The organism is uncultured Winogradskyella sp. (assembly GCF_947496485.1).
Classification (GTDB): domain Bacteria; phylum Bacteroidota; class Bacteroidia; order Flavobacteriales; family Flavobacteriaceae; genus Winogradskyella.
Genome location: NZ_CANMCZ010000005.1, coordinates 42,698 through 67,719, shown reverse-complemented (window position 1 = coordinate 67,719; position 25,022 = coordinate 42,698). Strand labels below are relative to the sequence as shown.

General features: G+C 34.4%; 16 protein-coding genes. 1 reads left to right on the top strand and 15 read right to left on the bottom strand.

All coding sequences use genetic code 11. The features are described 5' to 3' along the window. Positions 1-46: 46 nt before the first annotated feature. Positions 47-397 carry a hypothetical protein gene (locus Q0822_RS14580; RefSeq protein ID WP_299124903.1) on the top strand — a complete coding sequence of 117 codons (351 nt, stop codon included), beginning with the start codon at positions 47-49 and terminating at the stop codon, positions 395-397. Between the two features lie 72 nt (positions 398-469). On the opposite strand, the gene Q0822_RS14575 is transcribed toward Q0822_RS14580, so the two are convergent. From Q0822_RS14575 to Q0822_RS14505, 15 genes are all read right to left on the bottom strand, one after another. Then, positions 470-1,468: a LacI family DNA-binding transcriptional regulator gene (locus tag Q0822_RS14575; protein WP_299124902.1), complete on the bottom strand. Its 999-nt coding sequence runs from the start codon at positions 1,466-1,468 to the stop codon at positions 470-472. Between the two features lie 72 nt (positions 1,469-1,540). After that, positions 1,541-2,827 (bottom strand): T9SS type A sorting domain-containing protein, encoded by a 1,287-nt coding sequence (locus Q0822_RS14570; RefSeq protein ID WP_299124901.1) that lies wholly within the window; start codon positions 2,825-2,827, stop codon positions 1,541-1,543. 286 nt (positions 2,828-3,113) lie between these two features. Next, positions 3,114-4,004 (bottom strand): glycosyl hydrolase family 17 protein, encoded by an 891-nt coding sequence (locus tag Q0822_RS14565; protein WP_299124899.1) that lies wholly within the window; start codon positions 4,002-4,004, stop codon positions 3,114-3,116. Between the two features lie 17 nt (positions 4,005-4,021). Continuing rightward, positions 4,022-4,939, bottom strand: coding sequence for a glycosyl hydrolase family 17 protein (locus Q0822_RS14560; protein WP_299124896.1), 918 nt, complete (start codon positions 4,937-4,939; stop codon positions 4,022-4,024). Positions 4,940-4,963: 24 nt separating this feature from the next. Then, positions 4,964-6,529 (bottom strand): MFS transporter, encoded by a 1,566-nt coding sequence (locus Q0822_RS14555; protein WP_299124894.1) that lies wholly within the window; start codon positions 6,527-6,529, stop codon positions 4,964-4,966. Positions 6,530-6,540: 11 nt separating this feature from the next. Beyond that, a complete protein-coding gene (locus Q0822_RS14550; RefSeq protein WP_299124892.1) occupies positions 6,541-8,034 on the bottom strand; it encodes a glycoside hydrolase family 30 protein in 1,494 nt (497 codons plus the stop codon). A gap of 32 nt (positions 8,035-8,066) precedes the next feature. Beyond that, positions 8,067-9,341 carry a glycosyl hydrolase family 17 protein gene (locus Q0822_RS14545; protein ID WP_299124891.1) on the bottom strand — a complete coding sequence of 425 codons (1,275 nt, stop codon included), beginning with the start codon at positions 9,339-9,341 and terminating at the stop codon, positions 8,067-8,069. A gap of 93 nt (positions 9,342-9,434) precedes the next feature. After that, complete coding sequence (locus Q0822_RS14540) at positions 9,435-10,664, bottom strand: glycosyl hydrolase family 17 protein (protein ID WP_299124889.1); 1,230 nt, start codon at positions 10,662-10,664, stop codon at positions 9,435-9,437. Positions 10,665-10,733: 69 nt separating this feature from the next. Continuing rightward, positions 10,734-14,180: a hypothetical protein gene (locus tag Q0822_RS14535; protein ID WP_299124888.1), complete on the bottom strand. Its 3,447-nt coding sequence runs from the start codon at positions 14,178-14,180 to the stop codon at positions 10,734-10,736. A 109-nt stretch (positions 14,181-14,289) separates the two neighbouring features. Continuing rightward, positions 14,290-15,120, bottom strand: coding sequence for a glycoside hydrolase family 16 protein (locus Q0822_RS14530; protein ID WP_299124885.1), 831 nt, complete (start codon positions 15,118-15,120; stop codon positions 14,290-14,292). 12 nt (positions 15,121-15,132) lie between these two features. After that, entirely contained in the window at positions 15,133-17,094 is a 1,962-nt protein-coding gene (locus tag Q0822_RS14525; RefSeq protein ID WP_299124883.1) for an Ig-like domain-containing protein, read from the bottom strand. Between the two features lie 11 nt (positions 17,095-17,105). Further along, positions 17,106-20,264, bottom strand: a complete 3,159-nt coding sequence (locus Q0822_RS14520) for a glycoside hydrolase family 2 TIM barrel-domain containing protein (protein WP_299124880.1) — start codon at positions 20,262-20,264, stop codon at positions 17,106-17,108. A gap of 320 nt (positions 20,265-20,584) precedes the next feature. Beyond that, positions 20,585-21,529 carry an Ig-like domain-containing protein gene (locus Q0822_RS14515; protein ID WP_299124878.1) on the bottom strand — a complete coding sequence of 315 codons (945 nt, stop codon included), beginning with the start codon at positions 21,527-21,529 and terminating at the stop codon, positions 20,585-20,587. Positions 21,530-21,587: 58 nt separating this feature from the next. Further along, a complete protein-coding gene (locus Q0822_RS14510) occupies positions 21,588-23,546 on the bottom strand; it encodes a carbohydrate binding domain-containing protein (protein ID WP_299124876.1) in 1,959 nt (652 codons plus the stop codon). A gap of 11 nt (positions 23,547-23,557) precedes the next feature. Continuing rightward, positions 23,558-25,021: a RagB/SusD family nutrient uptake outer membrane protein gene (locus Q0822_RS14505; RefSeq protein WP_299124874.1), complete on the bottom strand. Its 1,464-nt coding sequence runs from the start codon at positions 25,019-25,021 to the stop codon at positions 23,558-23,560. Between the last annotated feature and the right edge of the window lies 1 nt (position 25,022).

Below are 25,022 nucleotides of genomic sequence, written 5' to 3'. Positions count from 1 at the left end.
TTAGTATTTTCGTATATTAACATAAATTAACACTAAAACTATTAAAATGAAAAAAGTTGTATTAAGTTTAGCATTAGTTGCTTTTCTAGGATTATCATTAAACTCTTGTAGAGAAACAAAAGAAGAAAAGGCAGAAGACGCTATTGAAGAAGCAATGGACGATGCTGGTGACGCTATGGAAGACGCAGGTGATGCAATAGAAGATGCAGTAGATGACGCTGGTGATGCTATTGAAAACGCGGCTGATAGCGTAAAAGAAGGAGCAGAAGACATGGCTGACGATGTTAAAGATGCTGCAAATGATGCAGTAGACAAAGTTAAAGATGCTGGTAATGATGCTGTTGATGCAGCTAAAAAAGCCGGTAACGATGCTGTAGATAAAGCTAAGGGTAACTAAATATCTTATCCGAATAATATAAAAAAGCCTGATTTTAATCAGGCTTTTTTTATGATACTAAATGTGAAATACTTACTTAGTAGATTCACTTAATTTAAGCTCACTAGGTACAACTATGGTTTGCAATTGATGCTCCTCTGTATTTATATTGTCAATCAGTAGTTTCATAGACATTTCTCCTATTTTGTGTGCTTTTTGATGAACAATTGAAATTTTAGGACTAGATAAGAGTTGAGTGTGCTCATAACCAAAGCCTATGACAGATAAATCTTTAGGAATTTCTTTACCTAACTTTTTAGCCATGTTAATAGCTACAATTCCTGTAACATGATCTATCGAAATGATGGCATCAATTTTATTGTTTTTAGACAAAAAATCATAAATACTCTGCTCAACATCTAGCGCATTATCAAGTCTTAAAATATTTGCTTCTAAATTATGGTCTTGTAATGCTTTTGAGTATCCTTTAGTTCTTAACTTTCCAACACTAAGCTCTTCAATATTACTTACTAGAAGAATATTTTTTCTGTTCTCTTCTTTAATTAAATACTCAGTAGTTTCATAAACAGATTTAAAATCATCTACAATAACTTTATCACAATTAATGTCATTAACTACCCTATCGAACATTAAAACAGGAATCTTATTATCCAAAATAGTTCTAATATGCCCTGTTTGCATTTTTACCTGACTCTCTCTTGCTACAGCCATAATAAATCCATCTACACTTCCATTTGACAACAACTCAAGGCTCCGTTCTTCTTTGTGCATAGTTTCGTTAGATAGACAAACAATAATATCATAATCGTTATTGGTAGCAGCCATCTCAATACCATGCAATACCTCAGCAAAAAACGGATTGGTTACCGTTGGTAATATAACACCAATTGTTTTAGTCTTATTGGTTTTTAGTTGTTGCGCTATCCTATTAGGTTTGTAGTTTAGCTTAGCAGCCAATTCTTTAACACGTATTCTGGTTTTTTCGCTAATTTCATGGCTATCATTTAAAGCTTTTGAAACTGTCGAAACAGAAATATTAAGAAGGGCTGCTAACTCTTTGAGTGTTGTCATTATAAATAATACTTTTTAATAAAAAAAGAGTGTATAATATACACCCTTTTCTCTCTACTAAAAAATAAGTTCTTAGTTTTTAACCAACTTTACGGTCTTGGTTCCATTAGCTGTAGTAATCTTAGCTAAGTAAATACCATCATTTAACTCTGATGCATTAATTGTAAATTCAGAAAGATTTGGCTGTAAAGCTAAAACTCGTTTTCCTAAAATATCATGCACTTCCACACTCGTTATATCATTGTTTGATTTTAAATTCCAAGCGTTTGTTGTAGGATTTGGAAAAACTTCAAACTTAGATGTTTCAAACTCATTCGTAGATAAACTATTGGCGGTAAAAATTATGTTGTCAAAATAAACTATTCCACCTTGTGCAACAGACTGCATAAAAGGATCAACCTTCCATTGAAATAAGTTAGCTTGAGAAAAACCTAGTCCTGTGAAATAAGTCATTGGTATCTCAACGCTTGTCCACGCTTCATTAACAACTGCTTCATTAGTTCCTACTTCATAATTAAATTCTTCCACAGCACCATCGTTATCAATTAGTACAAACCTAAACCCTGGAGTTCCTGAAGAAGCCCAATAATCAAAAGAAACAAAATCATAAGCAGTAAGATCATCAGGACCACCTTCACCTTGTCCCCATCCAGCCACAGTAAAATTCATTTTTAATGCATTATTGACGCCAGCCGCAGGATCTAAGTCAACCTCACCCTGTGATGTTCCGAAAGCATAAGCTACTGGAAAATTAGTTGTATAACCATTCGTATCATTATAAATACTATAAACTTCAGCATCAGGCACATTTGGCACTGGAGCTACGGTAGGTGGTACTGGATCAACAGCAATAGCCGCACCATTTGGTCCATCTATATCGTCTATGTAATATGTACCTGTAGCAGTATTTCCAGAACCTGAGTCTGTAAAAATAACTAACACCGGATACTCATTACCTAGTCCTGCTCCAAAGTCAACACTTACAGTTTGCCATCCTGACACGGTCGTGTCAAAAAATAATTCTGTAGCACCAGAGGAGCCACCTTCAAGCTTTAACAAATGGGTTCTAGTTGTAGCGTCAGGTGCCCAAATTTCCATTGTAATGGTGTTATTGTTGTCATCAGATAAATCTATATAGGTATCTAGAGTAATTGCAGCACCATCAAAATCAACGCCAGCACCTACCATTTCTAAAACCTGATTAGTTCCATCAGTTGGATCTACCACAACACTCGCGGCTGTACCGTTGAAACCACCAAAATTGTCATCTTCAGCGACCTCAAAATCTAATGGTAATGATTGAGAATATCCTAACAAACCTAATGAAAGTGAAAGGATTAAAAGAGTAGTTTTTTTCATAATTTTTAATTTTTAATTAGTTATTGTTTAATTATTGATAATCTTCATCGTAAATAATTACAGATTCATTAAAGGTATTAAATGTATTTTTAATACTTCTTAATATTACCTTAACAAAAAACATACATCAATTGCGTTACAGAAAAAAGACTGAACAAATAACTCGACTTATACATGACTATACATAAATAAAGGTGTAATGAATCTTTTCATAATTAATTAATATAGCGAAAATGCTATTTTGTAGTGGTAATGTTGTGTTTAATAATAACCTATTTATTGTTTTTTAATACTTAAGCTTTTCATTTTTGTCCCAAATCCCCCAAAAAGCACCTACATCACCCTCACTACCAACTTTCCAAGACTCATCAAATGAAGAAAAATAAAAGATATCTATATCTTCCTCTTTTGACCATTTTTGGGTGTTTATAAAATATTTAATAGCATTTTCTTCAGACGGAAAAGCACCTTGTAAACTACTTCCCTGACTCGGCCAACCCGTTTCAGTAATAATTACCTTTTTGCCATTTCCAGCTCGTAATGCTTTATTATACATATCTTTTATATAAAGCAATGAATAGTCTAAATCACAGCCTTCCCAAAATGGATAACAATTGGCTAAAATAACATCACAAGCGTCAGTAATAGCAGGCCTTTCTTCAAATTCATAATAAGCATCAACATAACCAACAGGTATACCCAAATCTTTAATAGCTGCCTTTACAATATAAATTTTTTCTAAAAGTTCGTCTTCACTTAAGTCACCTCTATACATGACCTCATTGCCGACTGCAGCAACATCTACATAACCTTGTTTTGCTAAACTGATTAATCCTTCTAGTTCTCTTTCATTGATTTCTGGGTCATCACCTAGCCATGCACCTACTAAAGTTTTCATGCCAAGCTCCTTAGCAACTTTTGCTATTATTTCATTACCATCTGTGCATGAAAAAGACCTAGTCCACTGTGTATATGGCTTTATTATTTTTAATCTTCGTCTTATTTGCTCTTCGGACAGTAGATCACCAGGTTCTTGTCCTTCTTCATAAGGACTAGAACATAAACCATGCATACCAGATCTTAAGGTTTTCCTGAACAACTTTCTTAAATCTTCAATTGACATCCCTTCATAATGGATGGATGCTAATGCAAAAAACTTTTCTTTCCTTAAAGACATAACAACACGCTTATCTCTTAGCTATATTTAAGCTTTTCATGTTTATCCCAAAGTCCCCAATAGGCCCCAACATCTCCTTCATCGCCAGTTTTCCATGATTCATCAAACGATGAAAAATAAAATATGGGTATGTCATTCTCTTTAGTCCAATTAATAGTATCTATAAAATATTTCATTGCGGCAGAATCACCAGCGACAGCACCTCTAAAACTTCCACCTTCACTAGGCCAACCCGTTTCAGTAATAATGATTGGTTTACCTTGCGCAGCATCAACAACTTGTCCGTACATGGCTTGCATATGCCCGAGAGCATACTCAATTGGGCAACCTTCCCAAAATGGGTATAAATTAGCTAATACAATATCAGTATGTTCCACTAGTTCTGGGTGACGCGAAAACTCGTAATAAGCATCAACATAACCAACAGGAATATCTAAACCAGCCAATGCGTCCTTAACACGCTTAATGTAACCCAACAGCTCTTCTAACGACAAATCGTTACGATATAACACTTCGTTTCCTACTGCTGCTGCATCTACATGACCTGCCTTAGCAAGAGCGATTAAACCTTCTATTTCCTTTTCATTATCTTCTTTATCGTCACTTAACCAAGCACCAACAAGGGTTTTCAAACCTTGTTTTTTAGCAGCTACTGGCACATGTTCATTGCCCTCAATACATGAAAAAGAACGTATAGCTTTCACATGAGGTTTTAAAATTTTCACACGACGTTCAACCTGTTCAAAACTGATATCATCTCCTGGGTTTTGGCCATCTTCATACATACTAAAACATATACCATGAAAACCATCTTCCATAGTTTTACGCCATAGGTTTTTTAATTCTTCTAATGAGAGTTTTGATACATCAATACCTTGTGTAGCGATTTGGCTATAGCTCTTATATTTGTAATACGATTCTTCTCTGTAAGACATTTACTTATTTATTAATTTAATTTTTTATAATTCCCCTCTTCGTTTAACTAATTCTTCCTTTATTCCTCTCGCCCTATCCTCATCGAGATCATATCGCCACATCACCCATATAGCAAGAGCTGCAGTAAGGGATGGCACTATAATATCAGCTATTCTAAGATTATTCATGGTATCTATTGATTGTTCTGTAACATTAGGGTCAAAGCCTACAATACTTAAAATCACACCTCCTAAAACAAGTGCTATTGACTGACCAATTTTAACCATCAACCAATAAATTGCTCCAAACGTACCTTCTTTTCTAGGCATCCCATTTTCTAACTCGTCTAAATCACAAACATCTGCCGTCATTGACATCATCAATGTAAATAATCCACCCATACCAAAAGCAAATAAAGGAATTGGCAGGAATATTAACCATGGCACCTCACCATTTGGATCTATACTAAACCATGACATTCCGATATTATCAAGTACTGGATTTAATGATTCAAATAAAGAACCAACTCCAGAATTTAAACTCTTCCCTAATCCTGTTTGATTAAATTGACTGTTTAATTCTTTATCAAAGCCCCACCATTTCAGAATATAGCCAATAATTGATAAAGTTGTAGAAATTATAAAAGCCTTCTTTTTTCCCCATTTATTTGCCATTTTTGATATAATTGGTATGACTATAAATGCTGTAATCATTGCATTAATGGTATTAAACCAAGCGGGCCATGTCCCGGCTATTTCATAACTACCACTATACATGTAGAATACTATTATGAAAACGCCAAAAGCTGCTACAAGTTGAAATCCGTTAAAAACTAAAAACGTTGCACCACATAACTTCATGAAAGGTTTGTTTTTAGCAACTTGTCTAATACCAGCCAATAATTCTTTCATATTGGCTGCTAGTGTTTTAAAGTTAATCTCTTTTCGATTCTCCATGTGTGAAGAATCTATACCCTTACAAAATATGGCTGGTAGTATTCCAAAAACTACACACAATGCACCAACAATAAGTGCCATTGTTCTAACACCTTCGGTTTGTGTGTTGAACGTATTTGTATCTGGAATGATAACATATAACCAAGGTACAATCATCCAAGCTATTTGGCCCATAGTATTAGAAAAAGCCATTAAACGTGTACGCTCGTTATAATCTGAGGTCATTTCATATCCAAGTCCAACCAATGGTGTTGCAAACATAGTATTACCAATTAAGAACAATAATTGAACTACCATGACATGCCAAATAATATACGATTGTGAAGCATTATCATCTATTTGCCACATTAAAAAGAAGAGTATTCCACTTATAATTGCACCAACGAAAATATAAGGTCGTCTTCGTCCCCATTTAGATTTAGTGTTATCAGAAATGAAACCCATTATAGGATCCGTTATTGAGTCAAATATTCTTGGTAAACCACCTAAAAGCCCTGCCCACAAGGGGTCTACTCCCCAAGCTGTAAGTAAGAAGAATTGGATAAAAACGCCCAGAGTTCCAGGTAAAATATTTAATATAAAATGACCAGCACCAAAGGCGGCTTTTTGCCCAACTGGGACTTTATCTTTTGCGGCAGTTTTAATGTTTGACATAATAATTATTTTTAGTTAGTTGGAATCAAAATCGTTTGAATAGCTTGTGCACTTATTCCTATATTTATTTTTTCATCATTAAGGTTTAAATCAAAATTTTTAGGATCTTTACCTTCATTAAATATGACTACTGCAATTGAGCCATCTGGATTTTTAGAGGCAGTCACCATTAAGTCATCATCTGTCTTATCGACACCTATTACTTCTGCTCCAGGTCTTATATATTTGCTAAAATGAGCCATAGTGTAATAGATTGGTGTCATATACACCTCATCTGCATCCGGATCTACAATCACAGGTGCAATACACCAATTTTTGAACCAGTTTGGCCCACCTTGTTTATCTAAAACCATGTTCCAATCTACCCAACCGTCAACCCAGTTATTCAAACACCCAATGATATCTCTTGCATAGCGATTAACAGGTGCATATTTAGGATGTAAATGTTTGTCTTTTTCTGGTGCCCATGTCCAACCCCAATCCGTAGCTTCTTTTTTCCAGTACCATGCATCATCTTTCCATACCGGTGTTTCTGCATCTACACAGGCTTCGGATTGAATTAAATATTTATTCGGTGCTTTATTATGCGCATATTGCAATTCTTCAGGGAAGTAATCGAATGTACTAGCATACCAATGAATGGCTGTTCCGTCAAAATATTTTGAGGTTTCTTCATTTTTAAATTGAGAATCTACCCATTCTTTTAGATGCTCTCTGTTTTGGTCATAGCCTAAAATTTTCAAATTCCCTTTACCATCTGCTTCCAGTTTTGGACCTAAATGATTCATAACAAAGTTGGTCATTTCATCAGGCGAATAATGCATACTTTCCCAGTTGTTACCATTCCCGAGAGGTTCGTTCTCTACAGTAAAACCCCAAATATCAATGCCTTCAGCTTTATAAGCATCAACGTATTTTGAAAAGAATAATGCCCAAGTATCATAATATTCTGGCAGTAACTTGCCGCCTACCCATTCGTTATTATCTTTCATCCAAGGTGATGCTGTCCATGGAGAACCAAATATTTTAAAGCCTTCTTTTGATGCTGCCATAGCATCCTTGATAAATGGTATTAAATCATCTTTATCCTCTTGTATTGTAAAATGCTCTAACGCTTTATCTCCTTTAACAGGTGCATAAGAATATTGACCTAATGAAAAATCACAAGAATTCATATGTGTTCTTGTTAGTGAATATGCAGCTCCTGACTCCGCAAAATAAGCTTCAATAATTTTTGCCCTGTTTTCCTTACTCAACTTATTTAATAAATATGCTGATGATTCTGTAAATGCACCGCCAAATCCTGTTATAGTTTGATATTTTTTATCCGGATTTAGTCTAATTGTCGAGACACTATCTGATGTTGTAAAATCTGTTACAAGTGCTAACTTATTGCCGCTAGCTGATGTTTCGTAAACTTCAACTTTTAATTCTTCTTGTTTTTCAGTACAACTCATAATTAATAAGGCTAAGAATAAAATCGAAAATAGGTTAGTTAGTTTCATATCGTTATTAATTAATTTTTATGCATTAAAGCTTATTCCTTTGTAGGCGGCACTAACACATCCTTCATTACTGCATTTTTCTCACCATTATAGGTTTTAGTTATGCGATTTCCGTTTCTTGTTAATCCATCAAATGTACCTTTGTCTACTTCATCCCAAAGTACATATTTTGCTTTTCCATCAACTGTAAATAGTCCAAAGTGTTTTTCTGAATTTCCAGGATTGTCCCCACCTTTCCAAGGTTCATCAAAGCCTTCAAAATAAAAACAAGACATTCCTGCTGCATTTGTCCAATCTCTCATGTGTTTGTAATAAAATGCTTCTTTATATTCATCGCATGCCTTAGATCCATCTGGGCCGTAATAGCCATCTGAAAAACTTGCCCATCCTGTTTCACCAATATGTATTGGTTTATTTAGACCAAGGCTTTCCATGTACTTTTTAACATTTTCGTACTGTGCAATGGCATATTCTTTTGATCTTAACATAGAAGCATCAATTTTCTCTATATCTGTCATACCTTCTTTAGCAAATGGTTTTTGCCAAAATTCTGGCTGATAATGCGTATCGTGCATAGGATAGGTATGCATTGAAATAAAATCTACCGCTTTTATTAATTTATTTAAATCTTCGACATGGTACTCATTACCTCCTCCTCCCCAAGAGGCAAAATTATCTGAACTCGTTATCCATAAATCTTTAGACAGCTTTCCATCTTTTTTCAACCCTTGTAAATGGTTTACCCATTTTAAGATTACACCTGGCTGAACATAATAACTAGCAGCCCATTTAACCATAGCTTCATTGCCTACAGCAATCACTTTTATAATATCTGGATACTTGTTTGCTAGTGCTACGGCTCTTTCTATCTCGGCGGGATTTTCTTCATTCTCCTGATTGTGATCTGGTTCTCCATTTCCCGAATTGAACGCATTCTTACAATCAATCCATGCTCCTAACATCACATACATTTCAAAATTAGGGTCTTCTTTTTTGATTTCGCTAATGACTTTTACCAGATTAGCAGCTTGCGGTTTAAGAAGCTTGTAGGTACGGATTAACTTTATACCCATTGCGGACAAAATTTTCATGTCCTCTTTAAGTTCATCTAATGTCGGCTCGATACTATGGTCTGCATGCCTGTAGCCACCATAAGACATCGCTTGATATGCTGGGTTACCCAAAATATCCTTTGCTGTTAATTGACTTTCCGTTTGCATCTGTTCTTTTGACTTGGGATTTTGATTACAGGACCAAATAAAAATCGATACAACTGCAGTTATAAAAATGTATTTAATAAATTTCATGATTTAGTTTTTATTAATTTCCTTTTATCGCTTTTCTTTATTTAATAACCCAAACTTATTTAACATGTATGGCTTTTATAAGTTTTATAATTCTTACCTACCTGCCATAATCTCTTCTTCTGATGGTGGTACTAATACATCAACCATTAATGATTTATACTCACCATTATAGGTTTTAGTAATGGTATTACCATTTCTTGTTAACCCCTCAAAAATTCCTTTATCCACTAAATCCCAAATTGGGTATTTCGCTTTTCCTTCTATAGTGAATAAACCAAAATGATTTTCTGACCCCTTAGGATTATGGGCATCTTTCCACTGCTCATTAAAAGCTTCAAAATAAAAACATGATATTTTTATTTTATTTGTCCACTCTACCATTTGTTTATAAAATAATCCTTGTTTATACTCGTCTGTAGCTTTAGAACCTTCAGGTCCATAATGTCCATTAGAAATACTCGCCCAGCCTGTTTCACCAATATGAATTGGTTTGTTTACTCCTAAGCTTTTCATGTAATTACTAACGCCATCGTATTGTTTTTTTGAAAATTCGATGGCACGTTCCATCGTCCTATTAATTTTTTCAATACTTGGAAGTTCACTATCACTTTCAGGAATACCCCAAAATTCAGGATTGTAATGTGTGTTATGATAAGGATATGTATGCATCGAAATATAATCTACGGCCTTTATCAATTCGTTTAAATCTTCCACATGATATTGCGAATCGCCGCCTCCCCAAGATGAAAAATCGTCTGAACTTGTAATCCATAAATCCTTAGGAAGTTTGTTAGACTTCTTTAAGTCTTGCAAATGATTTACCCATTTTAAAATTACACTAGGCTGAACAAAATAGCTCGTCGCCCATTTTACCATGGCTTCATTACCAACTGCAATTATTTTTACGATATCTGGATATTGATTGGCTAACGCTACTGCTCTATCTATTTCACCAGAATTATTTGGACTTTCAACATCATGATTAACCGGATACTCCGTCCATGCATTAAGACAATCTATCCAAGCCCCTAACATTACATACATTTCAAAGTTTTGATCTTCTTTCTTAAGCTCAGAAATAGCTTTCAATATATTTGAAGCGTGCGGCAATGGTGTCTGAACATTATACGTTCTAATAATTTTTATACCCATCGCAGATAGTATTCTCAAATCATCCTTTAGTTCTTCAATTGATGGCTGAACCTCTCTCGTTTTCTCTCTATAACCGCCATATGAAATAGCTAAGTAATCTGGGTTTCCTAATATATCTTTAGCTGTCACTTCTTTTTTTATTTGAGGAATCTTTATCTTTTTTACTTTCATTGCAAGACATCATAAATACTGTAATTACAGACAGTAATATAAATGTTCTTTTTTTCATTGACCTTATTTTTACTTTAAATAAGCAGAATTTATATTAGCAATAATTTTAGTTACTTCTCCCGTTCTCATAAAAATTTGCTCGCTTATTGAAGTATCTACTATTAAACTTTCCATCGTTTTAGAACTACCAACTTTAAAATAAATCTCTAAACTGTCTTTTTCTGATATTTGGTATACAATTGGTACTTGACAATAAGTAAATCCTAATGATCCTGACTCCATTTGAATACTTTTTCTTTCCTTAAAGAGATCTACATATTCAAAAACTGTAGCTTCAGTAAAAAACTCATTTTTTCTCAATAGACTTGGATTAAAAAAAAGCTTACCATTAGAAACAAAGATTCCTAATTCACCAAATCTGCTTAAAATATCTTCTTTTACCTGCCCTGTCATTCCTGGTTGTTGCGCACCTTTGCCTCCTGGTGTGTGCGAATAAGGATCAGTAGGGAAAGCACCATATAACTCAGGTGATTTATGTACACCGATGCCTTCGTTGATTTCATAAAAATGCTCTAATAAATGACCTACAATAATTTCGTTCTCTCCATCATTCACAGCCTTTATACAACACTCTTGAACGGCCAATAATAACTTAGAAACCATATGCCAATAAATAGACCCAAGCCCTTCGTAACCGTAAAAAGTACCAGATCTTCCTGTAAATGCTTTGTGGTTAAAAACGGACTCAAAAGCTTCTAAAATTAATTTTGAATCGGAATCTACTAAAGATTTGTATTTGGTTTCGGAAAGTTTTATCAAAGCATCAGAAACATCACTGGCATTTTTAAAATTACCATTGAAATGATAGTCGCCGTTAATATCCTTTTCTAAAATCTGTTTATTACCGTCATTGACTAATACTTGCATTAATTCTGAAGAATTTACAGCCTCTTGTGGAATTGTATTTCGTTCTAAAAAGCCTTTTAATTCTTTGTTTGGATATAATAAATAACTGTATTGATCTTCTCTAAAAAGCTTACTGCCTTTTAAAGCATCTAGAACCTTTAATGACTCTCTTGAAGTTAAATAACCAGAACTTAAAACAGCAACCTGACCCTCAAGCATTTCACTTAAATATGAAATTGAAATAGAGTTATTTTGATTAACAGTCATTAAGTTATAGGCGTGGTATAAATTATCTGAACGCTTATTTGCTCTAATAGAATGTTCTAAATAAGATTTACTAATGGTAACAAAGGCTTTCAACCTATTAATTGAAAGTGTCGTTTTTCTTCCAGAAAAGGCATGGTTATAAATATGAGTTCTATAGTCGCTACCTGCTTTTCCTAAACTATCTAATATTACTTTTTTATCAACATCATTTATTGAATCTGATAATAAGTCTTTTTTGTTTTCAAAAGTTTCTAATATCCTACTGAAGAAGTCATAAATTTCATTAGAAATTTCTACATCATCAATATGTGTTGAAGCTAGTAAATCTTCAAAGAAGTTGAAAAATCTACGTAAATAATAAAGTGTTACCATTGAGACTCCATTGCCAACTAATGCATTGTTTGCATCATTCCATTCTGGACGCTGTGTATTCATCCAAATTCCACCTTCAGGTATAAAGTTTGATAGCTTTGCTAAAGATGTTGCCAGTATTTTTTCAATAAAATTTGCTTTTACAATGAATCTGTTCTCATCTCTAAGCAAAGCACCATCAGCACCTAGTTGTTCGCGCTCTTCATGGATTTTATGATCCAATGCATCATCAAATACAATAGTGTCTTTTGGATTTTTTAATAAGTCTTCGTATGGTTTTATTTTATACGGCACATTAGCGTATACAAAGAGATCTTCTGTAAAGAAACTTTCTAATTTACCTGGCTTATGATTATTGATAAATTCTAAAAACTTAAGCAAGTATATAATTTGATGGTCTCCCCAATAGCCAATATAAGACCATGGGTCATCTGGTTCGATTATTTCCCAATCGAAGCCGCTTTTTGTTACTCTATAAGGATTGTAACCGTCAAACGTAGATGCATTCAGGAATTTATGAATCATACTTTCTATAAACTCCGGATACGAGTGCGCTAAGGCTTCCCAGTTTTGAAATATATCTCTCCAATTCCCTTCGTAATCTAAAATTTTAGAGCCGTCTATTTCACTTTTCGTATTAATAGAGAATTTATTCCAAGGACGACTTGGATCGCCATGACGGCGACTAAATTTTAATGGCATATACTCCAAGCAAAGACGTCTAAAGTTTTTGTCTTCGCTATTGTATGCTATTTTTTGTATTTCTGCCAAAGAGAAAATATCTGGAAGATCAGCTAGAATAGGTTCTGATGTACGTGCTACTTTTTTATTGGCATTTTCAAGGTAATTGCTAAAATCCCATTTTTCAATTCTATAATTATCATCAAAAATTCCACCTCGCATTATATTAAATAATGTATTGGCGAAATGACGTGTATCTCTTAAACTATCTGCAGTAATTTGAATAGCATCTGATGCCGCACTTAACTCAACGAGTTTATCGGTTCCATAATTAATATCTTCATTGACTTTATTTGCCAACGATTTATCTTCTCTTATTTGCTTAGACAATAACGCAATATCTGAATGATTTTGGTTTACATTTGCAACAATCATCCATTCCTTGAAAGAATCTACAGCTAATTCAATTTCTGCAGACACAAAATAAGCACCTTTTTCAGCTTTTACGTCTACCTCTTGTCTAACGTGTTCACCAGATCTAAACTTGTTTAATTGCAAAGAAGACACTAAATATTTTGGGTTGTCTAAGCCTAAAGACCAAACAACATTTGCTTTTAAGGCTTCGCTTGCTTCAGCTTTATCAACAAGAATAGCACTAAGCGCAAAGATTCCTAGTCCTGTAGGTTCTTCTAATTCATTCCGCTTATAGGCATCAACCAAATTACTTGATTGATTTTGTATATAGCTACCGATACCGGCAGGCACAATATTTTGAATCCCATCAATAAGTCTAACACTAACAGATTCTTTGGATGTATTTATTAAAGTAGACTTCTTTACGAATCCATATTTATTACTAGAACTCCATTGGTATCTAAATATTAATTCTAAATCGTGATTAATTTCTTCGAATATAATCTTATTTCCAAACTTATTTTTATACAGGTTTTGAGTGATATAATATCCACCTGAAGGTCTTATAGCTAGAGGTTCCCAAACAAACTTTTGATTATTTCTATTTACCTGAAAAATTGATTTATTACCTGTAATATCAGCAGATTCTGTAATTTTATCATCTGTGTAATATGGAAATAGTGCAAATTCAGAATTTTTACGTCCTGCTGTTAAACCTCCATTACTAGATATAAACATCCAGTGATTAGAATCACTGACAATGCTCATAAAAAAAGGACGCATTCTATTACTGTTAGAAATCTTAAAATAAGCTTCATTATCTATTGAAACAGATTTTAATGCAATGTCTTCGTTTAGTGTATTAGTAGAATTCAATGTCTTGGTATGATTAATTATAAATTTACTCTTGAAATTATAATTGGTTAGTATTGACTAAAAAGGTCAAGATTTTTAGCGTCTTAACCTTTTCATAGCTTAATTAGATTTAATTTGCCGAATATACTCTTACATAATCGACAATCATTTCTTGCGGAAATACAGTTGATGCATTTGGTGAGCCTACATAATTTCCCCCTACTGCAACGTTCATTATAATGTAAAATTCATCATTAAATACCCATTGACCTGTCACATCTGAAGGTGTTATCTGATTATATAATACATCATCCACGTAGTAATTAATGTAGTCTTCACCCCATTCTATACCAAAAATATGAAAACCTGTATCAAAACGATCATTTTCAAGCTCAAAAGCTTTTGTAATTGCTTCACCACCTGAATATCCTGGACCATGAACACTGCCATTAATTAACGTTGGCTCCTGACCTCTATTCTCCATAATATCTATTTCACCTATTTGTGGCCATACCTCATTACCATTATTGTCATCCCCTAACATCCAAAATGCTGGCCATAGACCTTGACCCCATGGTAATTTTATACGAGCTTCAAAACGCCCATATTTTTGTTGAAACTTTCCTTTAGTTTGTATTCTGGCTGATGTATAACCCAATCCTTCAAAAGACTCTTGCCTAGCTGTAATTTTAAGCATCCCATCTTCTACAACAGCATTCTCAGTTCTATCCGTGTAATATTGAAGTTCATTATTTCCCCAACCAGGAATCCCTTGTGCTGCTCCATTACCTATATCAAAATTCCAAAGGTTTGAATCAAGAACACCAGCGGTTGAAAAATTATCTTCCATAACGAGATTATTAAAATTGGTCACAGTCTGAGTCTCATCAGTATCACAACTTAAGAAAATCAATGTTAAACCTAATAATACTGGTAAACATACTTTTTTTAAATGTTTCATAGCTATCTCTTTTTAATTTAAAATTTTTAAATCGTCACAATAATAAACAGAACCATCTCCTGAAGTTCCTGGCACAAACTCAAAGAAAATAACCACTATATCTAAAGGTCCAACATTAAAGTTAGCGTTGCTAAAATCCCATTCTAATTCTTCCCATTCATTCGTTGTAGTTGTATTAGCATCTAATTCAATAAATTGAGCTGAATTGGCAGAATTTTCAAGTTTTATCCTAACTGGTATTCCAGCTTTTGGAGACCAGACTTTCATTCTAAACACCTGAGATGTCGAAAAGTCAACTGGTGCATCTAACTGCAACGTGGTTCCTGCAAAGAATTCTGCACCAACAGTTTTTGTGCTTCTAAGAATTGTAGATGTTGGGTTAATACCTGATTGATCAGGATTTACCTCAACTGCAGAATCTGCTCCGCCAAATACACCAATTTGATAAGTTAATGTAGTAGATTCGAAACCTACAGGTAATGAAACTTCAGTCGCAGCAGAATCATCAACATTGGGTGATGGATCTATTACCTCTTTGTAGAAGTAAATATTATCTACATAAATATTTGAAATCGTTGGAACATTAGCACTATTCGTAGAATTAAAAAACAGTAGTCCAAGAGCGTCTCTGGCACCTAATCCGAAGTTACCGAGGGGTATATCAAAACTTTCCCAGCCATTTGATGTCAGCTCAGAACTATTTAAAACTACAGAACCAGAAAGTTCATTAGCAGTCTGAACACCATTAAGTAATTGTAGCGTTAATTGATCACCAGAATCTATGGCCTCTTGAACATTAATATCTACATGTATATGGGTCATTTGAGTTGCATCAATAGGTTGAACATTTAAAAATGTACCTATACCAACAAAATTCAATTGAGTGTAATTTATAATACCATTTCCATTAATACTAATATCTGCGCCACCAGGACCAACACCACCTTGAGTTGTTTGTCCATCACCATTAAAAAATCCATTATAATAATCAACAGGGACATTGTTGTAAGCATCACTAAAGATTGAAATTACATTCGCCGGATCTTCGTCTGGAGTGTCAGCTGGAGTAAAATCACCTAATGAGGTTAAAGTCAATGATCCTTGTGCATCAACACCATCTAATGTTGCTGTAATTACTGTTGTACCTGGACTATTTACTGTAATCACTCCTAATTCATTAACAGTAGCTACATTAGGGTTAGATGACGTAAATTCAAAATAACCAGGTGTTATTGCAACTGTTTGATTAATACCGTTAGCTAAATTAAATGTTTGTGTTAAACCGTATATATTAATAGTAGCCAGATTAAAGGTTTGTTGTGTCATATCGTTGCCATCAAATATTTTTGGTCGAGGGTGAGCTATTGTTCCCAGGCTTTCAAACTTAATTTCATCAAACCAAATAACATATCCCGAACCATTTGTTGCTTGAGTCCCAGCAGCATACCAAAATACGCCTCGTTCTTCTACTAATTTTGAAGCATCTGGAATTGGAATTGTATACTTTGCCCAATTAGTTCCTATACTCAAATTGTTTGCAGTAACTTGGAATTCATTTTGTAAAAAATCCTGACCAAAACCTACGGCATCTACATTCACTCCTTGAGATGCCTTTGCCCAAAATGTAAGCGCATCATAACCTGATAAATCTCTACCTGCGCCATCAACTCTTAGAATTGCACCTGCATAACTTCCTGTTGGATCACTTGCATTTGGTACATCAACACGATAAGATGCTGAACTTTCAAAACCTTCATCATTATCTACGGAAAATGCATCTAATTTTGAGTCTGCAAACGGTAAATAAAAATTAGTTCCCATACCTACAAAATTATCTATAAATATTTCACCTTCACTAGAAAATGATGCTTCTACCGCATCATCACTAAGATCTCTTTCACATCCAAAACTTAAGATTAAAACCAATCCTAAGACATATGTGATTTTTGAATTGTTAAACTTTATACTTTTCATTTTTCTGATTTTTATTTTCCAATATTAATGTTCACATAAGTTCTTATTTCCCATTCATTACCATTTGGAAACCCAACAGCACTAACTGGTGGAACTCCGAATTCAGGGGCTTGGTTTGGCAGATATCTTGGAGAAAACTCATCCATTGAACGCCATGTTCCTCTTATACCTATTGTTGTACTTGGTAAAATAAACCAATCTGGTTTTCCTAATGATGTAGAAACATCTAACATTAACTGTAACGGATACGTTAAGTTAAAATCCCGATGGTAATCAAAAGGTCCCCAATCATTAACCTTAACATGAGTTTCCACTTTCATTTTATTATAAATCATTCTTATATCACCGCCAAAACGCTTAATTAACCTTTCACTATCACCATTAGCTTGAGCATTACCATAGTAGAAATTTCCGATAATGCCTAAATCAGGATTTAATTTAGATACCATCCTTGAATGTATTTCCCATAAATCTTCTGCAGGCACTGTATTTGGAAAAGCAAAAAATGTACGATTAGCATTAAAACCAATATGTGCATCTTGCTGTGTAGGTAAATGACGATAAACAAAACCAAGATTCATTGCAAACTTTGCATCTTCAGCACGATCGTTATTCCACTCATACATCCATGTACCAGGAGTTGGATCGAAAGTAATTAACATTTCACCAGCCGTAGTTTCTCTATTACCTCTTACTGCGAAAGGGTCACTAATAACATTTCTCAATCTCCCAGGTGCATCAACATCACTTGGCATAGCGTCTACTAATGGTTTTTGCCATAAAAAATTCGGTGCTATTTGAATATCACCTATTGTATAAGTAAATCCTGCAAGGATATTAGATTGGTTTCCACTACCGTTGTCTTTTAATTTCCATCCTGTAAACATTTGAGTTTGATCTGCACCACCATTAGCAACTAAGCCCATAACACCAGCTTGAGCATAAGCATTAACTTTTCCACCTTGATAAGTGATTTTAGCTTTTCCTCCCCAATTATCTTTGCCCGTAATTTTGTCTTCAAAGACCGTATAATTTCCTGGTTCACCAGTAACATCTTGAAAAGCACTTCCATTTAATGGACTTCCGCCCCAAATACCACCAAGTGTAATACCAAACTTATCGAATTCTCTTTCTATTACAATTGTTGCTCTTTCAGTAGGCCATGCTGGAATAATACCACTTCGAAGTTGATTTGCATCTAAAACACGTTGGCCATTTTCATCAAATAAGAGTTCTGTCTGTATATCTCTATGATAAATTCCTGTAACATCAAAATTTGCTATTTTTTTTGTATATTTTAATAGCGCTGTAGGGTTTGCTCCCCACCAAAGTTGTGGACCAAACGCTGCCTTTAAACCATTTAAATCCCCTTTACCGTCAAATTCCATTCCTAAAATTTCACCACCATATATATCTAAATTAGGCCCATAATTCGCTTCTGGATATAGACCAAAAAAGTCACCTTCATATCCCCAATGATAATGACCTGTTCTGTAAAAACCTCTAATATCAGCATGCTTGGTGTTCCACTCAAATTCTGCATTGTAAACATTCACCTTATTTACATCCCCTAAAACGACGTTTCCATTATCAGAATTTACTGTAAGTGGTCTAGATCTATTCTCATAAAAAATCTCATCGATTGGGTTTTGAGCTACATTACCAACAATATTAAAATTTACATTAGCTCTCATATTTGGCGCAGGATTACCTTCGACACCTATAAAGTAGGATTGCATATGATCGAACCCTAATTGATTGGGAAATATAATTCCATCTGGCTCTGGTGTATCTGGCGTAGTTATAAGACTTCCACCTGTATTGAATGTTGTAAATCTCGCACTTAGATTACTTATTCTAATTTTCTGACTTTGTCCGCCATCAAGCGCTGCCTTATCGCCACGTGCTTTTAAAACCGCCTCCATTAACTGAATATTATTAAAATAATTCTCAGTGAATTCTAAGGATAATCCTTCTTCATAAGGGTTCAATTGATGTACTTCTTTTAATGCATAATAAGCAGCTCTAGGATACAGTGTGTAAAGACCTCTTTCATCAGTTGGTCCTTTTGCACAGATACCGAACCATTCTTCATTCATATTCAAATCGCCTTCCTTTGCTTGATCTCTAGCATAACCTCCATTTGGCCAAACGGCGACATTGTCATGAACATCTAAATTTTCCGTTTGTTTGTATTTCCACCATCCATCACTAAATTGAAATGTAAATCCCCCTAGCGAATTTCCAACTTTCCCTAAACCTGCAGCGTTTTGATAAATATCTTTCCAATTTCCAACGTTATAATAAGCTTGAGAATATTGATCTTCTTCATTGTCTCTGGCGTTAAAGGCATCTGCACCAAATTCAGCAAAAAGAACTGGCATATCTAATTTGTCTTTAATTACTTGAAATGCATCACCAAATGAAACCCCTCTATACATATTAGTACCATAAATATCTACATCCTTGCATTCTTCAGCTACTATATCTATAAAGCCTACATCGCCATTACATATCGCTACTGGATGATTAGAATCGATCTCTTTTACCAGTTTTGTCGCATCATTCATCGTTCTATATAAATATCTTGCAGCAACAGAATAATCGTCTTGCTCTATAGGAATAGCCTCAGTTTCTGCTCCAGTCCATGATAAGTGATAATTATTTTCATTACCAATCATATATACAAGTAAACCTGGAGTGTCCTTGTAGGTATTAGCCATGTTAGTAGCTTCTGCCATTAAAACTTCTTTTGTTGCAGGGTCATTGTAATCTGTTTGTGGTGTCCAAGCACCATTAATTGTAAGTCCGTAGGCCCCAAAGGTTATGTTTAGCATCGTGTATATGCCATAGTTTTCGTAAATGTAAGTTATCCACTTAGGAGGAAGACCATATGTTCTGATAGCGTTTACTCCCATATTTTTTAATAAGGGCATTTCCCCATCCAGAGCCGCTTTAATGATATCATCTGACTTACCCCAAATACCTGCATCGGTAATTGTAGTTCCAATTGGCACATAATCCCAGTTGACTCCGTTTATCATGAAGTCCTCTCCATTTACTACTAATTTCATTCCGTCCGCATTTCTTACAACGGTAACTTTATCAGCTTGTGCAAATCCCGGAATTGTAATTAGTATTAATATTAGTCTCAGAAAATAGTTTCTCATAATCTTAATTTTTAAGTTGGATATTAATTAGTTAATTGACAACATAGCTGTTGATTTGATAAAATTAGGTTAAAAAAATATTAATTTCTCAAAAAAACACCTATACAAAATCAATACAATATAATTTTAACAATCATATGACTAGTAAAGATTGAAAGGAGCAAAATGATTAAAATTAATTTATAACTTTCTTATTAATAGATATTTATATCTGTTTTTATATAGAAAATTATACATTATCTCAATATTTTTTACTCTACATCAAACATATTTATGTCCGCTTCTATTCAGCAATTAGGACAAATCCCCAATCGTAGCGTTTAGTCACTACTAGTTATTCTAAACCACCAATCAAATTCATTATTCCCATCAGTTGTTCTTAGAACTAAATCTTCATTTGGTAAATTTACATCGTCCCATTGGAAAAGTTCGTAAGTATGGTCCCCACCAACATAATAACCAATAAAACCTAAACCAGATAAGCGCAGAGCAACTCCTTCATCCCCAAAAGGAATAAGCTGCCAATTCCCAGAAAAATCTGAATATGCATATTGCTCAATATCAGCTCCTACAGCATTACCCGGTCCTTCATTAAGCTCGTCAATTAAATTTTGTCTTCCAAAAACAGTACCAGATGTGTCTATTATTGGGTCATCATTTTCACTATTAGTTATATGTGTAAAAGTACCATCTGCGTTAAAGATATATCTATCATCGTACATACCGCTTTCACTTTTGTCAAAAGCACCAGCAGAAAAGAATTCACCAAAACCTGAACCTCCAATTGGACCTAAACCAAAATGACCCGTTACACCGTTCACGCCTCCCAATTCAGCTTTTATTCTAAAAGTTAATCCTTCTATCTTTGCTAATAGTGCCTCTGGTGCTTCAAATAACGAAAGTACATCTACATCAATACTTTGACTAGATGAATTACCACCAGTTCCAAAAACAATAACAGTTATAGTGTAAGTGTTTAGACCTAATTCTGTAAAACGATACGTAGCACTACCATTTCCATCCGCCAAGACGGTTTCGCCTAATATCTTGTAATGTATTGATAATGCGTTATCCGCAGAAGTTGTTAAGTTTATAATACCAGTGCCATCACCATTTGGATTGTCTATATCTGCACCTGCAATATCAACGTCTATTTGTATGTTTGCTGGTGTTGTTATATCCCCAAAGGTTAAATCTTCCTCTTGACAGCTTGTCACTGCTAACAATGAGAATAAACTCAATACTATATATTTTAAATTTTTCATGTTAATTGTTTTAACTATTTTTTCTATTGTTAATTTTAAAACACAAATCGTTCTAAACTTAATTAAGTGATAATGATACATTATCTATATTAACCATACCAACTTCTGCTCCTATATCAAAAAGAACCCGTGCATCTAATGCTCCAAAACCTGTTGCCGTTAATGTGAGTGTATATGTAGTTACTGTTGGTGTTATGTTCACAGTTTCATTAGTATTAGAGAAATCACCACCACTTAGACCTATTCCGGCTATTATTGATCTATTAACATCAGACCAAGCATCAAAAGTTAATGTATAAGTTTCGTCTTGAATAACTTCAAGTTTTTGACTTACGTTAACAGCAAATGCATCACCTGCAGAAGTCACATCTACAGAATAATAGGTGTTTCCATCAACGGTTACTACTGGAGCCGGACTGTTATCATCTACACCGACTATCCAAGAGTCACTTCCATTTTCAAAATCACCGTTGGTTAATAAATTATTGGTAGGTATTATTAATGATACGTTATCAATATTAACCATACCAACTTCTGCCCCTACATCAAAGAGAACACGCGCATCTAATGCTCCAAAACCTGTTGCAGTCAGTGTAAGTGTATAATTGGTTACTGTCGGTGTTATATTTACTGTTTCATTAGTATTAGAAAAATCACCGCTACTTAAACCGATTCCTGCTATTATTGATCTATTTACATCAGACCAGGCATCAAAAGTTAAAGTATATGTTTCCCCTTGAATAATTTCAAGTTTTTGACTAAGGTTTACATCAAAAGGATTTCCTGCGGTAGTTACATCTACAGAATAATAGGTGTTTCCGCCATTAGTTACCACAGGAGCTGAACTAGAATCATCTACCCCAACAAGCCATGAATCACTTCCATTTTCAAAATCTCCATTCGTTAGTAATCCGTCATCAAAAACAGGATTTACTGGAGCAGTTTGATCTATATTATCAAGATAAAACGTCCAATCAGTACTTCCATCTCCGATAGTGCCAAAATCAAAAAACCAAACTATTTTTTGATACTCTTGTGAAGTATCAATATCAGAGAAATCTATAGATACTTCTTCCCAAGCACCATTACCCTGCAAGGTTACTGATTTCTCAATAAAGATTCCATTGTCCGTCAAGTTTTCTAATTTCATTAAAAATGTCCCTTCAGCCCTAGGTGACCAAACATCTAAGGTCATAATTTTTTGAGTACTAAAATCCATTGGTGCAGAAAGCTCAATCACATTACCTGCCCAAGGTTCTGGTCCACCCTTAACAGTTCTAGCAACAGTCGCAGAAGCATTCCCATTTGTATCCGGATTGGCAATAATGTCACCTGAAGCACCACCAAACCCAAAAAATACTGTTATATCAAAAGCTTCAAAATCTATCGGTAATTCTGTTGGTGAAGAAATCGTTACATCTTCTAAACCCTCAGTTGTTTCATTACCTCCACTTAGAGCTACAACTCTAATTGTGTAATCACCTACTAATGGGTAAATATTACTGACAGTACCATCTACTCCTAAAGGTGTAGGCTCTTCATCTGGATTTGAAGTATCAAAATAAACCAAGAATGATGCTGCAAAATCTGCTGTCGCCGAAACATTAACCTGAAACGGATTCGAAGCGTCAACTTCTGCCGTGATATTCAAATTTTCTGGTGCTCTAAATGATACCACTAATTGTTGCTCTACTTGAGTTTCTAAACCATTAATGCCGGTCGCGATAGTTGTAACTGTATATGTACCTTCTGGATACACATTATCAATAGTTTGCCCAGGTTCTAAATCTGCAGTGTTTCCAGTCCCATCACCAAATGCAACGTTAAACTTTGTAGCTCCCACTCCATTAGGAGTGATGCTTACTAAGCCTGAATTATCTTGTGCAATTGTAAACTGCAGATTAACTTCGCTTGGTGCATCAGCATTATCTACGAATTGTGTTCCACGTTCATCTTCTTCACAGCCGATAAAAGCTATGAACAGAAAACTTGCTAAAATTAATTTTATTTTTTTCATGTTGCTCTTTTTTAATATCCTGGATTTTGTTGCCACTGATTACCAGCTAATTGTATTTCTATTAATGGAATCGGGAACAATTCGTGCTTACCAGATTGGAAACCATCAATTTCTGAAGCTGCTCTTCCTGTTCTAACCAAATCAAAGAAATGATGGCCTTCACCAACTAATTCTACTCTTCTTTCATGATAAATAGCTTCAGTTAATGCAGCACCTGTAGCACTTACATTGTTATCTGAATTTCCGAAAGCACGCTCTCTAACTCTGTTTAAATACATTTGCGCTCTCATATCACTAATACTACCTCTATTAAGAGCTTCTGCAGCCATTAATAATACATCTGCAAAACGTATTGCTCTGTAATTATTAGGGTTAGTTAAATTTGCATCTCCAATATTTGCATCTCCTTCTCTTGAAATATATTTTCTATTGAAGTAGCCTGTATGTTCAAAACCAGTACCAAATGTAGCACCAGTATCTGCAGCCCAAGCCTCAATATCTAAAATTGCAGTTTCTAACCTCATGTCCCCATCTTCAAACTCATCTACAACCTCTTGCACTGGTACATTGAAACTAAAACCAGATTCAAAGTTAGGCCCATTGTAGTTTCTAATACCATTAAATCCTACTGCCACATTTCCTTCACTACATTGTAAACATCCAAAACCAGCACCTTCTTGATCTGTGTACTGTACCTCAAACACTGATTCTATATTGTTTTCATTATCATTTTCGAACATAGTACTGTAATCAGATAATAAATCGTATGGTCCATTATCAATTAAATCTTCTAAAACAGTTGCAGCTTCAGGAAATTTATTTTGAAACAAATACACTTTACCTAATAAAGCCTGTGAAGCACCTTTAGTTATTCTACCTTTTTGAGACTGAATGTAAGGCAAATTATCTGCTGCAAATATTAAATCTTGTTCTATCTGTGCATAGATTTCTGCTTTAGGTGTTCTACCAATTGAAAACTGATCTCCAAATTGGATACGTTGATCAACCGCAAAAGGTACATCTCCGAACCACTTAACTAATTCAAAATAATAGTATGCTCTTAAGAATCTAGCTTGTGCTAAAACACTTTCTTTACCAGAAAAATCTGTTTTATTTTGAAATTCCATAATGTAATTGGCTCTGTTAACACCAGCGTACATCCAACTCCAAATATCTCTTAGCTGAGCATTTATTGGAGTATGTATCATATCATCTACTTCTTGAATTCCTGGGACATCATTGGCATTTTCGCCACCAGCTAATGTGTTGTCCGACGCAATTTCGCCTAACATGACATTTAAGTATGTTGATTGCAATAAATCATATGCACCAATTAAGGCGTCTTGATAATCCTCTTCTGAATTAAAATAATCTTCTGAATTTTCATTGTTAGAATCTACATCTACAAAGTCATCACTGCATGAAGCCATGACAAACAATGCTATAAAAATATAAGTGATTTTTAAATTTTTCATC